12 protein-coding genes are annotated in these 14852 nt (G+C 47.8%); 8 read left to right on the top strand and 4 right to left on the bottom strand.

Going from position 1 to position 14852, the window contains the following annotated elements; genetic code table 11:
* Positions 1-2: 2 nt before the first annotated feature.
* From K2Y22_01845 to K2Y22_01830, 4 genes are read left to right on the top strand one after another with little or no spacing between them, the layout of a single operon-like run.
* A complete protein-coding gene (locus K2Y22_01845; protein MBX9877176.1) occupies positions 3-725 on the top strand; it encodes an MtnX-like HAD-IB family phosphatase in 723 nt (240 codons plus the stop codon).
* Complete coding sequence (locus K2Y22_01840; GenBank protein MBX9877175.1) at positions 694-1536, top strand: alpha/beta fold hydrolase; 843 nt, start codon at positions 694-696, stop codon at positions 1534-1536. Before K2Y22_01845 ends, K2Y22_01840 begins: the two co-directional genes overlap by 32 nt.
* Positions 1521-2027, top strand: a complete 507-nt coding sequence (locus tag K2Y22_01835) for a hypothetical protein (protein ID MBX9877174.1) — start codon at positions 1521-1523, stop codon at positions 2025-2027. Before K2Y22_01840 ends, K2Y22_01835 begins: the two co-directional genes overlap by 16 nt.
* On the top strand, positions 2024-3259 hold the full coding sequence (locus tag K2Y22_01830) for a hypothetical protein (protein MBX9877173.1): 1236 nt from the start codon (positions 2024-2026) through the stop codon (positions 3257-3259). The genes K2Y22_01835 and K2Y22_01830 overlap by 4 nt, the downstream gene beginning before the upstream one ends.
* Positions 3260-3262: 3 nt before the next feature.
* Here K2Y22_01830 and K2Y22_01825 read toward each other — a convergent pair whose 3' ends face one another.
* Together K2Y22_01825 and K2Y22_01820 are read right to left on the bottom strand one after the other, a co-directional pair.
* Positions 3263-3931 carry a J domain-containing protein gene (locus K2Y22_01825; protein ID MBX9877172.1) on the bottom strand — a complete coding sequence of 223 codons (669 nt, stop codon included), beginning with the start codon at positions 3929-3931 and terminating at the stop codon, positions 3263-3265.
* A gap of 3 nt (positions 3932-3934) precedes the next feature.
* Positions 3935-5080: an acyl-CoA dehydrogenase gene (locus K2Y22_01820; protein ID MBX9877171.1), complete on the bottom strand. Its 1146-nt coding sequence runs from the start codon at positions 5078-5080 to the stop codon at positions 3935-3937.
* Between the two features lie 211 nt (positions 5081-5291).
* Here K2Y22_01820 and K2Y22_01815 point away from each other — a divergent pair, with 211 nt between their 5' ends.
* Positions 5292-6740, top strand: coding sequence for a diguanylate cyclase (locus K2Y22_01815; GenBank protein MBX9877170.1), 1449 nt, complete (start codon positions 5292-5294; stop codon positions 6738-6740).
* Here the strand turns inward: K2Y22_01815 and K2Y22_01810 are convergent.
* A complete protein-coding gene (locus K2Y22_01810) occupies positions 6714-7481 on the bottom strand; it encodes a hypothetical protein (protein MBX9877169.1) in 768 nt (255 codons plus the stop codon). The two genes, K2Y22_01815 and K2Y22_01810, sit on opposite strands and share 27 nt — an antisense overlap.
* Positions 7482-7790: 309 nt before the next feature.
* Here K2Y22_01810 and aroF point away from each other — a divergent pair, with 309 nt between their 5' ends.
* From aroF to K2Y22_01795, 3 genes are read left to right on the top strand one after another with little or no spacing between them, the layout of a single operon-like run.
* Entirely contained in the window at positions 7791-8843 is a 1053-nt protein-coding gene (gene aroF, locus K2Y22_01805) for a 3-deoxy-7-phosphoheptulonate synthase (protein ID MBX9877168.1), read from the top strand.
* A gap of 33 nt (positions 8844-8876) precedes the next feature.
* A complete protein-coding gene (locus K2Y22_01800; protein MBX9877167.1) occupies positions 8877-10316 on the top strand; it encodes a hypothetical protein in 1440 nt (479 codons plus the stop codon).
* 34 nt (positions 10317-10350) lie between these two features.
* Positions 10351-11853: a leucyl aminopeptidase gene (locus K2Y22_01795; protein ID MBX9877166.1), complete on the top strand. Its 1503-nt coding sequence runs from the start codon at positions 10351-10353 to the stop codon at positions 11851-11853.
* On the opposite strand, the gene K2Y22_01790 is transcribed toward K2Y22_01795, so the two are convergent.
* Positions 11850-14843 carry a roadblock/LC7 domain-containing protein gene (locus tag K2Y22_01790; GenBank protein ID MBX9877165.1) on the bottom strand — a complete coding sequence of 998 codons (2994 nt, stop codon included), beginning with the start codon at positions 14841-14843 and terminating at the stop codon, positions 11850-11852. The two genes, K2Y22_01795 and K2Y22_01790, sit on opposite strands and share 4 nt — an antisense overlap.
* Positions 14844-14852 lie beyond the last annotated feature (9 nt).

Here is a 14852-nt window from a genome sequence, read left to right as displayed (position 1 = left end):
TGATGAAAGGCCGCCTTTCAATCTATTGTGACTTTGACGGGACAATAACCACACGCGACAGCGTTGATTTTTTGCTCGAACATGTTGCAGGCGAAGGTTGGAAACAACTTGAAGAAAAGTGGGAGCGCGGCGAAATTGGTTCTCGCGAGTGCATGGCGCAACAAGTACGCTTATTTGAAGGCGGCTGGGCAGCCATGGAAAAAGCACTCGCCGGCATAGTTGTCGATCCCACATTCAAAAACTTTGCTTTGTGGTGCGAAGAGAATTGCATTGATCTTCATGTTGTAAGCGATGGAATTGATCGCACAATTGATTTCATCATGGCACGCGAAGGCGTAAAAGTAACATCCGTTACGGCCAATGCATTGGTGGAAGAAGACAGCACCACGGTTTCGCTTGAATTTCCTTTTGCATCTCGTACAGGCGGTTGTGCGTCGGGCGTTTGTAAATGCGAAATTCTGGAAAAAGGAAAAGCCAATATTGGGCTCGACAAGAGAATTTTCATTGGTGATGGACGCAGTGATTTTTGCTGCGCAAACAAAGCGGATGTTCTGTTCGCTAAAAACAAGCTCGTAAAGTACTGCGTGGAAAATCAGATTGCTCATATTGAATTTGTTGATTTCAATCAAATTCAGTCCGCCCTTACTAAAATGTTTGGGGAAAATTTGAACCGCTTTGAAGAAGGTGGAGAAGGTGTCAGACTCGGAGAACAACCAGCTATCTAATGTAGGCGTTTTGCTGCTGCATGGTTTGACCGGTGTGCCGGCGGAAATGCGTCCCTTGGCGAAGCATTTGGAAAAACTCGGCTGTGAAGTATCAGTGCCGATGTTGGAAGGACATGGCGCCGGACATCAGGAGTTACTGGACACAAGCTGGCAAGATTGGGTGGCAGGAGCGCGCCGTGCTCTTAATGACTTGCATAGCCGTAATGCGCATGTATTTGTAGGTGGACTTTCGATGGGCTCTTCCATAGCCTGTATTTTGGCTGCTGATGATCCAAAAGTTGCCGGATTTATTTCGCTTTCTACAACGCTTAGATTTGATGGCGAAACGGTGCCTTTAACAGAAGTTCTCCTGCCGTTAGTCGATATATTTCCATTTCTGGGCACTAACTGCTATTGGACGGAAAGTCCGCCTTATGGATTGAAAGATGAGCGGCTGCAACGCATTATCACCCGCTCGGTTGAGCGTGCCAAAAATGGTGAGACAAGTGATTTCGGACTTTTCCGGACGTATGCCGGCTCTGTAAGACAAATGAGCCATTTGGTTCATGAAGTTCGCAGAAAAGCTCAAGCTGTTACATGTCCGACGGTGATTATTCACAGTTTAGAAGATACAATGACTAGCATCGACAACGCGTCGGAGCTTTATTCGAGATTGCAAAGTAGAGATAAAGTCATCCAGTATTTGACTGATTGCGACCATGTTTTGACATTGGATCTTAAAAAAGAGAAAGTGGCGCAATTGGTTGGGGACTTTATTGCACGAATAGCGGCCGACAGAAATAAGGTGGCACAAACATGCAGTATGGCTTGACCGTAGATCTTCACCCAACGATTAATCCACTAACCGAAAGTGAGTGGCAGGCATATTTTTCTGATCAGACAGAGCCTAAATCGATAGCTCGTTCATTGCCTGCCGATGGCGACTATCTCTGCATAGTAGTGAAGAGCGATGACGAACCAATAATGATGGTTCCCCTTATGCTCGAAGACGTACAAGAGCAGGATCTAATCGAGTCTCTTGTCAACGATGCGTTTTCAATTGCTCAAGATTGCGGAAATTTACTAGGAAATGTTTTCAACAACCTCATGTTCGGTAAAAGAGCAGAGACCGATCCATTTGTTGGAAAATTTGTTGTAACGGCTCAAAGTATCGTGCCGGGAAGTGCTATTCACAAGATAGCTTTAGAACAAGCATTCCGAGTTTATACGTCACTGACAAAAACAATGCCTGCTGTTCCACTTTGCGATCCTGCATTTGATGCGAGCTTGGTACGAGCGGCGGCAGCAGAGAATTTGGTATGAGAGTGAAATCTGCACAGCGCGTAGGTATCCTCATTGCGGTTTCGTGCTACCTTTCCGTATCTGCTTTTGCTCATGAATCTGCGTCTTTAAAGGCTATTGATGCATCACCTAACACTTTGCGTGGTGAAGTCAGTCTTGATGCTTCTCCTGATCCGATAACAAAGTACATCAATGATTTAACTGATGCTGCACTCAATCAAGATCAGAATATGGCGAAGATCAACAAATATGTTGAGAGATTCAAGGGATTCAAACACAGTCTTGTCCACCGCTCTAAAGATGCTTTGAACTATGTCTTCCTTTATAAGGGCGTATCGCAGTCATCGGAAGCCAGCGATATTATTCTCGATGAAAAACAAAAGCTTAAAGGCCGCAGCTCTGCTGAGTACTTGAGACAAAAGCTTATTGATAAAACCGATATTGATATAACCAAAGCAGTTTTAGAATTGGCTATGGGCTTGGGCAATTCGGATGCAAACTCAGGCGCTGAGGAAATTAAGTCAGCAAGCAATCGTTTGAATAAGCTGGTGGGTGAACAAAAGACCGCTGAGACTGTAGATTTTTTGAAAAAGGTAGTTGAGCAAAATCCTGTTGCTGAGGATACCTGGCAGCAGAAGCCCTGGAGTATCAGTCAAAAATCTGACAGAGAAAAATACCTTGCCGATGTTTCGGTGGAAACAGATCCTGTGTCTCAGCAAATCGTAGGTTATTTGCATAAATATAATAATGTCTCTAAGTTGAACCGTGGCTCGCAAAAGCTTGTAAGAACAACGCTTAGCCTTGCTTCATTGAGTCCGACACTTGTAGCCCCGGCAGCTCAAGCCGCGATTTTCGCCTGGGTAATGGCTTCCGGCGGCTCTGAAGAAGATAAATTGTTGAAAGAAGTCTATTTAGGCAAGAGCCTGGAGTGCCGCAGCAAAGCCATTTCCGAAAAGGCCAATATTGCTATTGAGTCTTATCAAATGTCATTGATGACAAAGAATCCTGCATTGTTGCAGTGCAGCCGCTCTCTAATTAAGCGCATGGGTGGAGATGCGAACGTCAATAACGTGCTTTCAGGTGGCACTTTTGTTGCGCAAAAACCAGTTAAGGATGAAGACATCACTGTCGAAGGCGAAGAGCCAAAGCGCAAGAAGCTGAGTCGCAAAGAAAAGCGCGAAGCGAAGAAAGCAATGCGTGAAGCGAAAAACAAGACCGCTTCACGATCAATCGACGAAGAGCATATCCAGTAATTTTTACAGAGTAGCCGGCAAGTTTGAGTGATCGAGAGTTGTTGGTTCGTCTCTTGATGTCATTGGCTGCGTGCGTGAAAGCACATCAACCAGGTAGTCGACACCGGCTACGGTAATCATGAAAGCAGCTTCTGTTCTTGTGATATGGCCTTTTTCGCGCAAATACCAAAGTGTCCATTCAATATCTTGCATGTTGCAGTTCAAGCAATCCATAAGCATTTTGGCTGATGCGCCGCCTGTTTGCGGGCGCTTTCTGCGTGCTTCGAGCAATACCTGCAATACGGCAAGCCGCAACTCAACTTCCGAAAAAGAAAGCGACATCTTAGGAATGTCCGGTTTGGCTGCTTGTCCCGGCTGAGCAGGCTGCGCCTGTTTTTGCACGCCTAATTGCATATCGTATGCCTGGCGTCTTCCTCTATCGGAAAGTGTGCGCCATGCTTCACTGACCATGCGAAACTTTTCTGCATCACCGGATTCGGCATTGTCCGGGTGATATTGAGCAGCCAAAAATCTGTACGCGTAGCGAATTACTGTCGGATGAGCTTCAGTATCTACTTGCAAAAGCTTGTAGTAGTTTTGTGCGTTTAATGGCTGCGCCGGTTGTGCTCCGGGTTGGCCAGGCTGTTGACCCGGCTGCGGTCTGGGTGGAGGTGGTGGCGGCTGCCATGACATAGTTTATTGTCCTTTCAGGAGATTGCTTGCAATAACCAAACGTTGGATTTCTGAAGTGCCTTCATATATTTCCGTGATTTTCGCATCGCGCATATAACGCTCGACTGGGTAGTCTGTCACGTAACCATAACCACCAAAGATTTGTACGCACTTCACGGTTGAGCGCATAGCCATTTCTGATGCGTAGAGCTTGGCGTGAGCTGCTTCTTTTGTGAAACGCTTACCTGTGTCTTGCGCGCGGCTGGCATGCAGAGTCAAAAGTCTGGCAGTATCAATTTCTACGGCCATTTCAGTGAGCATAAATTGAATGGCTTGCAGTTTGTTGATTGTTTGACCAAATGCGACACGCTCTTTCGAATAAGCAAATGCGTGGTCCCAAGCGCCTTGAGCAATACCGACTGCTTGTGCGGCAATACCAATACGCCCACCATCAAGAGTAGCCATTGCTACCTTGAAGCCTTCACCTAATTGCCCGAGCATATTTGCTTTTGGTACTTTCGTGTTGTCGAAATTGAGCTCGCAGGTGGATGAACCCCTGATTCCAAGCTTATCTTCGAGTTTTCCGAAAGTGAAGCCTTCCGACCCTTTTTCTACGATTAAGGCAACAAGACCTTTGTGCTTCAATTGTTTGTCGGTTTGCGCAATTACCAAATAGTAGTCAGCTTCAACACCGTTGGTGATCCAGTTTTTTGAACCGTTCAAAATAAAGTGATCGCCTTTGTCGACAGCGGTACAAGTAGCGGCAGCAGAATCGGAGCCGGAACCGGGTTCTGACAAAGCAAACGCACCCATTTTTTCGCCTTTGCACATCGGCGTCAAAATTCTTTCCTTCTGCTCTTCTGAACCAAATAGGTAAATTGGCTTGGCGCAAAGCGAAACGTGTGCCGAATACATTACTGACGTGGTGGCACAATTCTTGGCCAACTCTTCAACAACAATCGCATAAGACACGGCATCCAGACCGGCTCCGCCGTATTTTTCCGGAAAAACAAGTCCGCAGAGATCAGATGCGGCGAGCAACTGCCAGTTTTCCTTGGGGAATCGATGCAACTTGTCTATTTCGGCAGCTTTGGGAGCGAACTCATGCTTCGCTAGGTCGGCAACCATCTCCTTGATGAGGATCTGCTCCTCGGAGAAATCAAAAGTAATTTCGTTATCTTTCTTACAGGCTTCCATAATCATTGTGTACGTCAAAACCTTTCGAGACCGCACCATGACACGGGAATAGATCATAGCACCAGGGCAATTGCAGCTTAGGAGCTTGGCTTCGTCAATAAAGGTGAAACTTTCTAAAACCCGCACTAAAAACATATACATCCTGGGTACTGAAAGAGTGTGACCTCCCCTCAGGTGCTTAGAAATGAAAAAAAGGCAAGTCCTTTTAGCTGGTAATAAGGCTCAGCTTGAACCTATTGAGGCGGCTCTTAAGAAGGCTGGATTTGGCTCAAGTGTCACTGGTAGTGCCTTTGAGACGCTGGCTGAGCTGGCTAAATCCAAGCCCAGCGCCGTTGTTGTAGGCTCCGACTTGGAAGACCTGAAAAGTTATCAGCTAGCCTGTCTCATTAAGTCAGGAAGTAAAGATCCACAATTGCCTGTTGTAGTTCTGGATAGCAAGAACGGGCATTCGGGGTTTTGGACCAATGCCAAATTGGCAGATCTCAAGATTTCTCTCGCCGATGGAAAAGATTCAGTTGACAACCTGATTGCTAAATTGAACTTGCTTATTGATGAAACCGAAAAGTCAGGTGAAGCACAAGCAGCCGATTGGTATCCGATTGTTCCATCGGACAAAGCGGCGGACAAATACCTCAACCTCATTGATGATTTGTTGATTGAACGATTGATGGGACAAATTGCTAGATTGCTTATTGAAATAGTCGAACCGCGCAATCAGTTTTTGGAGCAATATTTTCGTTTGCTTACGAACGTATTTGATTGCGAAGTGGTCGGCATTTCTGTTTTAAGTTCAAATCATCCTTGGCTCAGCCTAAAAGCCAACTTGCCGGTCAGTCGCAAGGCATTGGAGATGCTAAAGGACACTGCTGCAAAACAACTTGGTGCTCCAAAAGATCTAAAAGTGGAATTGCTTGGTGATGTGCAAGCAAGCGGCGATGCCATTGGTGCTTTTGAAATTTTGCCTGTAGTTGCCGACAAAACAAATATCGGCGCGCTTATTTTCGGCACTGCCGACAAGAAGGGCTTCGACGAGGCAAGCAAATTGGCCATGCGTCATCTCAACAAGATGATTTTGCCTGTCATGCGTCTTGTGCTGGCCAGTCAAGAAATTGAAGTGCTGTATCAAAAGGAGATGTATCGATCATCAACCGATGCATCAACCGGGCTCTACAATCTTGAATTTCTCGTCGGATTTTTGCAACAGCAATTGCTCTTTTCCTATAGACAAAAAGCCCCTGTGGGACTGCTTATCGTCGATGTGGATAATCTTAAGGCAATCAATGATGAATTCGGCTATCAAGTAGGCGATTTGGTTTTGTCGAGAATGGCAAACAAGATGCTTGCGATGACTCGCGCTTCGGATTTAATTGCTCGATATGGTGGTGATGAGTTTGCAGTTGTGATGCCGAATGCGGATTTAGCAGGTGCAAGAGTCCTGGCGGAAAAAATTCGTCTGGAGATGCCGACAATGAATTTTGTTCTTCCTGGTCAGAAAAAAGGACCGAAGATAACTGTCAGCATCGGTTGCGCCGGATTCAATATGGAAGATTTGAATCCAGAGACAATTCTTCGCGATGCCAAACACGCGCTGCAACGCGCAAAGTCTTCAGGCGGCAACAAGGTCTCGGCGTAAGTATTCGACTGCCGGACACAGTGAAAGTGTCCATAGAATTGAACTAGTTAGACAAAGCCAGACTTGTGCAAGTATGCCCGGAAGTAGATCTGATTTTGCCGCAATTTGTCCGCCGGTGAGGATGACCTGTGGTGCAGAAACAATTGCGTTTACAAAGACAACTGCTGCTGCAATTAGACAAAGAGCAAGCGCTCGATTGAGAAATAGTTTGACCGATTGTGCAGCCATAGTTTGAGCGGTAGAACTCAATTTGCCGGCAACGGCCGTACCTGCCATTGTCATAGCTAAAGTTATAACTGTGAAAACTGCAATGCCGACATTATTGAGAAGAGCCAGCTCTGGTGGAATTGCAACCATATTCAGAGCTTTAAGACTGGGCGAAGCTGCAAGAGTCTGCACGCTTATGAGAATTGTAAGCGGACTAATTGGTATCAAAAGATAGAGTGAAAAAATAAACCAAAACTTGAATAGTGTTTTCTTGTTTTCTTTAATTGCAGCCAGTGCTGACTGCACTTGAGTCTTTCTATCGTGCGTGTCTTGAGAAAGACGCAAGCGACAAAATGCCGCCAGTCTGTCGAGCCAAATCGTAAGTGACCAAACTGTAAGACCAATACCAAGAAAAGTGGTGGTCAAACCAATTGCTAGTTTCTGCATAAGAGCGTCAACAGTGATTGATTCCAGTGCCGAAGTGTCGGACAGGGTATTCACACAAATGACAAGGGTGATATTGGCAAGAGCCAAAAGTAACGCCGGAAAAATGCAAAAAGGCAGGAACAGCAGAGAGTCGGAAAGGGCTGTTTTCCACCAATTTACGTCTCTAAAAAGGGACAGAGGAGAGCTTAATTGAGATTTATCATTGGGTGACATTGACCACGCTCTCTGAGATTAGGCGCCGAGGCAACTTTAGGGGAAATCGAAGGTAACAAATGAACTTGAAACTAAGCTTACCAAATGCAGCTTCTTGACAAAATTTGCTACTATTTTCTGTCTTGATCTCAGCCGGAAAAGGTAGTCAAGAGAAATGGCTTTCCATCGGCAAGGAAATCTTCTGTGATTCTGGTCTTGAACAAAAATTTGCCTGAAGCGGAAATTACCGGCGTTGTGTCGGAAATTGAACGTCTTGGTTTTGCTGCGCAAGTAGTTTTGAACCAGCCAAATCCGCTGGTATTTGTCTCAGGCGACGTCAAAGTTGTGCCTTCGCACTTGTTCAGCAATATTGCCGGTGTGGAAAAGGTCATGAAGTTAGGTCCGGCTTGTCCGCGTGTGGATAATTCGGAAGGCAAGCCCGTCGTAGTTGGGAACATAAAAATTGGCTATGGCGCAAAGCCTGTCGTAATAGCCGGACCATGCTCAGTGGAAAACGAAGAAATGCTTTTGCAAACTGCGCACGCAGTAAAAGTTGCCGGAGCAGTTATGTTGCGCGGTGGAGCATTCAAGCCACGGACAAGTCCTTATGATTTCCGCGGACTTGGAAAACAGGCTCTCGAGTATTTAGCGCAAGCAAGACGCCAGACAGGACTTCCTGTTGTTAGTGAAGTTATGTCTGTTGAGCAGTTGGAAATTGCATTGGACTATGTTGATGTGCTGCAAATCGGCGCACGCAACATGTACAACTACGAGCTGTTGAGTGCTGTCGGTAAGACTCAATTGCCGGTGCTTTTGAAACGCGGCATGTCTGCCACCATAAATGATTTATTGCAAGCAGCCGAATACATCATGCTTGCCGGCAATTCACAAGTCATTCTTTGTGAACGCGGTATTCGCACGTTTGAGACATACACGCGCAACACGCTTGACCTAAGCGCTGTTGCTGCCTTGAAGACACTGACCAATTTGCCTGTGATTGTCGACCCCAGTCACGGCACAGGCAGAAAAGACCTTATACGCTCAATGTCGCGAGCGGCAATTGCTGCCGGTGCTGATGGTCTAATTATCGAAGTGCATCCACAGCCTGCGTGCGCAATGAGTGACGCTGCCCAAGCAATTACTCCAGTCGAGCTGGAGAAAATTGTGACGGATACAAGAAAAATTTACGAGCTATTTTCGGACGAAACGGCTTTGAGTAAGGCTCCTCAATTAAGCCTGGCATCAACTGTTTCCTAGATACACGTTAGAATCAAGTAGAGGTAAGACGTAATGAGTTTGACGAGAATACAAAAGTTGACGGTCTTGTCCATTTTGTCTCTGGCTGCGATTCAGCCAGGCTTAGCCGCCAAGGTGACAAAGGCTCAACCGCAAGCTCAAGCGAGTCAGGCAGAGCTTCTCTACATTGCCCAAGCAACACCGGCTGTGCCAGGTAAGAAGGAAGAGCCATTAGCCGAGACCAGTGCTAATCAAATTCCGCCTGTGCTCGTAAGCAATTTGGCTAAGGCAATCGATGACTACAAGGCTAGTCCAAGTGATACAACTTGGGTACCGGTAGTAACTTTCTTACAGTCTCTTCTAAATGATTCGCAAGCAACTCAAGCTGATTTGACTAAGTTGCAGACTCTCATACCTCAGCTGACCCAGTTGGGTCTCAAAGTATATGATGGCGGACAAGCACGTATCTGGAGCTTCCCGCAAATTACTCAGAGCCGCGAAATCATAGTTGAGTGGCGCGAAGTTAAGGCTGTTAAGGTTGCCGGAGCCAAAGTTGCCTCCAAGGCAGTAATTGCCCATACTCAATTGATAACCATTCCTGATGTGTTTATCAATGAAGCGAAAGTCGTAAGCGTTCCCACGGGTGCTGTAGCTGTTAAACCGGCAGTAGCCAAAGGCGCTAAAGCGCCAGCAAAGACCGCAGCTCCGGTAGCGAAAGTCCCAGGGACTAAGTTTCTTGTCTTAACAGGTAATGACAAAACAGCCAAAACAGTTTGGTGGAGCTCTTATAAATTCACCAGCACTGGTTGGGTACCGGCATCTGATTTGATGGCTAGTATTCCTGCTTCCTTGAATAGCATTCAAGGAAAAGTCAGCTTGTCCGGCTCAGACCTGGTTGTAACCGTAACCCCAAGCGTTGGTACAACAACTAGTTATGGTAAGCCTGATGCTTCAGCCTACAAATTAGTCTTCCACCTGAATGGCGGCAAATATGTCATGGAAGGCAGTGCTGTTGATGACAGTATCCATAGCGTCATCTTCCAATTCCTTAGAGCTGAGCGTGAAGGCCGACTTGAAATGGCCAAGGCATGGGTAACTGATCCCAAGCTGGCAAGCATTCCGAAATACATAGGACTTCAATCACGCACAGACGGACAGCTGCGCTTGGTTGCTATGCCGAATCCATTGAACGGTTGCCAGCGTTTTCGTCTAGTCACATACGGACGAGATGATTTGATTTTCGATGTGGGTCGCAGAAATGATCCAAGAACCAAGCAGATTCAATGGGTGATAAAAGCAATTTTCGTTGCACCTGCTGATCCGGCATTGCAGAAATTTGCTCGCAATTTGCCGACCCTTGATCGTTCGACATTTGCTCGTTTGAATGCCGACATCGAAGAGACAACAGCGACTGCTCAATCATTGCAACCAGATCAATTAGAAGAGCCGGCAGATAAGAAGTCCGTCGCCGCAACGCGCTCCACAATTAAGTAATTTAAGTAGATAGAATCCGAGAAAGGAAACTCCAATGGAATACAAATTAGAGACGAGACCGCCGGCTCAAGTGGACAGCGGTCTATTAGTGTTGGGCATTTTTCAAGACCAGTCGATAACTGATGCGATAAAGTCCTTTCAAGCTGATTTTCCGCCGGCGTTTCTCGAGAAAATTACTCAGGCTACGCAGGAAGAAACTTTCAAGGGCTCGTCCGACCAGATTCTTATTCTGCCTACTTATGGCGAATTACCATCCAGAAAGCTTGTATTTGCAGGGCTAGGCAAATCCGCTGATTATTCAATTCAACAAGCACGAAAGCTTGCTGCCAACATTGCTCGTCGCTTTTCTGTCAACGCCAAGACAGAGAAAATATGCTTCTTCTTGCCGAGCAAAGAGGGCGAACGCACTTTTGTCCAAGCCGTTATTGAAGGAGCAATTCTAGGCTCTTACACTTTCAACAAATACAGATCAGGCAAGGACGAGAAGAAACAGTCGAGCTTAACTGAAATTGCCATTGGCGGATCAAAGCTAAGTGCCGGTGATTTTGAAAAGGCATGTGAGCGTGGCGAAGCAATTGCTGAATCAGTAAACTTTGCTCGCCAACTAATCGCTGAACCTGCCAATCATTTGACGCCGTCTCGTCTTGCTGAAGAAGCTCGCACAAAAGGGCAAGAGTTAGGCTTGGTTGTGGAAATTCTCGAGCAACCACAAATTGAAAAGCTGGGAATGGGCTCTTTCTTGGGCGTAGCCAAAGGCGCCAAGGAACTGCCGAGACTCATTGTTATGCGCTACAAGCATGACGAAGCTAAAAAGACTATTGGTCTTGTCGGTAAAGGAATCACCTTCGATTCAGGCGGCTTGTCTCTCAAACCTGCGAACAGCATGGAACACATGAAATACGACATGTCCGGTGCTGCTTGCGTCATCGCCAGCGCGTTGGCATTAGCCAGATTGAAACCAAAGGTCAACGTACTTGTTGTTGTCGGTGCCACTGAAAACATGCCTGGTGGACAAGCCCTGCATCCAGGCGATGTTGTCACAGCAATGAACGGCAAGACAATTGAAGTAAATAACACCGATGCCGAAGGACGTCTTGTTTTGGCTGACGCGCTTTGCTATGCCATGCAAGAAGGTGCTGATGAGATTGTTGACGTTGCCACCCTCACAGGTGCTTGCGTGACAGCTTTAGGACGCGTTGCCGCCGGCATCATGGGCAATTCGCAAGAGCTAATCGATAAACTCATTGCACGTGGTGCTGAAGCCGGTGAAAAATTCTGGCAATTGCCAATGTACGACGAATACAAAGACAGCCTCAAGAGCGACATTGCCGACTTGAAAAATGCCGGATCACGCGGTGAAGCCGGCACATCATCCGCTGCAATGTTCCTCAAGGAATTTGTCGACTCACGTCCTTGGGCACACATGGACGTAGCTGGTCCAAGCTGGCTAGATAAAGACAAAGACGAGTGTAATAAGGGCGGTACAGCATTCAGTGTGAGAACGCTTTGCTATCACGTGCTTAATTCACAAAACTAGTGTGCTGTTTGAGCAACCAACTGAGTAATTGTTCTCATCAATGGGATGAGTTCATTGGTTTGATTTGATTGGCTAACGGTGACTAGAATGCCGCCGCCGAAATCAGCTATTACTAAAAAGCCCTGTGGTGTTCTAGCAACCATTTGGAATACGTGGTTGTGACCGAGCATTTTGATGGTGTTTTCCGTGTTGAGGAAAATACCTAATGCCCAGACGCCGACTGATTCTGCGTCGTGTCCTGCTGGGAGGTTGTTGGCAATGAGAATGCCGTCGTGACCGACAATTACTGAGCCGGCAACGCCTGGTTGGCTGCCTATGTGTCCAAGCAAATTCTGCAATTCTTGAGCGGCTTCCATTGTTAGGACGCGCATGTCTGTTGATGAGAGATTGCTGGATGCGACTTTTCCTAATTTGGCTAAGTCTTTTTGATCTAGCAAGAATTTACCGATCGAGGAAATTTTGCCGGAAGTTGTGTCTTGAGTTGTGTCAACGTTTTTGGATAAGCGTCCGACACCTTCAATTTTAGGTGGTGGTGCTTGTGTACTGCCTGTAGCTTGGCGAATTGTTTCAACCGCTTGAGTCAAATTGACTTTTGGTGCGGATGATAATGCTGATTCGCTGACGCCCAAGTTTTCGCTGAAGAGTTTATCGAGATCGGACTCCGATACGTTTAAGATGCCGTCGTTGGCAGGTGGTGGAGCTGCTGCTGCCGGAGCGGCCTGTGGAATTGGTGGTGCTGCGGCAATTGGCTCTGGCACTGGCTGTGGTTCGGGTGCCGGTGGAGCATGGAATTCAACTGGCGGAGGTGCTTCTGCAACGACAGGTGGCGGCGGCGGTGGCGTGATGACCTGGGGCACTGGTGGTGCCTCAACGACTGGAGGTTCGACTACCGGTGGAGGAGGTGGTGGTGGCGGTGCAACCGGAATTGGTTGCGGCGGTGGTGCTGCTTGCTGCGGGACTGGAGGTGGCAAAGGCGGTGCAGCAGGAATAGGTTGTGGAATTGGCTGTGCGTTTGACTGCACTGGAGATTTGTCGCTTATACCTAAATTGCTGGAGAAGAGTTGATCAATAGCAGCATCATCCATGTCAGCAAAGAGACCTGATTGTTTTGCTGGTTGTGGTGGCGGCGATGGTGGAGTTTGTACTTGAGCTGCCGGTTGTGGAACCGGTGGAGGCTGCACAGGAGTAGCTGGAGCTGGTGGTGGCGTCTGAATTACAGGTGGCGCTTGAGCAACTGGTGGTGTTTGCCCTGGATTTACAGCGGTGCCTGCATCAACAATGCCTAGATTCTCTGAGAAGATTTTGTCGATTGTACTTTCATCAACATTGAATAGTCCTGACGGATTTGAAGCAGCGACAGGAGCAGCAGCTGGTTGTGCTTGTGGCTGAGGTGCAGCAGCAGCCGGTACAGGAATTGGTGCTGGAGGTGGACTTGGTGCCGCGACTGGTTGTGCAACTTGTTGAGGTGCAACTGGAGCAGGCGGAGCCGAAGGAAAAGCAGGAGCAGCAGGTACCGGCATAGGAGGCTCCATTGGAGCAACACCCAAGTCTGCATTTTGATCAGACATCAATTGAGGTGATGCAGCTTGTCCCGGATTATCACCGAGAATGCTTGATAGTCTGCTGATTATCGACTGTGGTTCAGTGGCTGAATCGCTCTCTGCCGGTTGCGCTGGTGCCGGAGCTATACTCTGAGGCACAGGAGGAGGCGGAGGTGGAGCTGCAGGTTGTTGCGGCGCTTGAGCCATCGCCATGCGCTCTTGAATCGGTATGTCAAAACGGCTGATTACTTGCTCGTCGTTAGCTGCTGGAGCACTTGGTGCTGCAAGAGGTGCAGGTGGCGGCACTGACAGCGCCGGTATCGGTGGAGGTGGCGGTGCTGACAGTTCCGGCATTGGAGGCGGCGGTGGCACCGCACCAGGAAGTGGTGGCATTGCTGTTGGCAGAGGTGGTGGAGGTGCGGACTGCGTAGGGGCTGGCTGCTGAGTCATGCCGCCCGGTCCACTTAGACCACTATCTTGCTCTGAAGTAAACGCTTGCCAGAAGCCGGTTTCTAATTGTTCAGCTTCCTCATTCCATGCTTTTTGCTCTTGTTGAGCTTGCCATAATCCTTTTTCCAAATCATTAGGCGCTCTCTCGTCCGGCATTGGCGGAGGAGGTGGTGGCGGAGGTGCACCCCACGCATTGGACTGTGCATCTGCTGTTTGTCCCATCAAGTCAATTGATGCAAGTGGAGTAGGCGCTGGAGGCTCTGAAGGCGCTGTTGGCACGGGCGGTGGTTGAGACCACGCTGGTTCTTCCCAGGCTCCGCCTGCTGGAGCATAACGGTTGTCTTCCTGGAAGTTAGGCTGTGCAAATTGTTGATCTTGAGGCATTGCAGGTGCATTTGCTTCAGCGCTCGGCCATGAGGTTGGTGGTGGCGGCTCTGGAGTTTCTTGCTGGGCCAGAGTTTGCTTTTCTTCTTGTACTTTGCGGCGAATTGTATCTGCCAGTGTCAAAGGTCCTTCTTCGGCAGGAGCTTCGGGGACAGCACGACCAAATCGGCCACTCAAAGTCGTGCTCATGGACTGTGAGTGATCTTCTACATGACCTGTATTGTCTTCAGCAGTGATGTTTTGATTTGTCGTTGACTGATTGCGTTTGACGTGAGGAAAGCGACTTGAGCTCTTTGGTGTATGCGACGCTTTCGGAGGCTCTTTTGCTTGTTTCTTGCCACCGCCAAATAAATTCGTGATGAAAGAAAGTGGGCCGCCACTGGGTTTTGGTAATTGCTGGATGACTATGCGGGCAAGTGATTCAAGATTTTCCGGAGTTGTGTCGTCAGGCAAATCAAGATCGGATGCCGTGCGAATAATTTGGTCCATTTGGAAATGAAAGCGCTCACATGCCTCGCACTGCGAAAGGTGTTGAGACAACTGGTTTTCGTCTTGAGGCGGCAGTTCAACATCGAACTGTTGCTGAATTAGAAATCGAAACTGTTCACAAGCCATTATTTCTCA

The sequence above is a fragment of the Candidatus Obscuribacterales bacterium genome, from assembly GCA_019744775.1.
Lineage (GTDB): Bacteria > Cyanobacteriota > Vampirovibrionia > Obscuribacterales > Obscuribacteraceae > SBAT01.
This window is presented reverse-complemented; position numbering and strand designations above follow the sequence as displayed.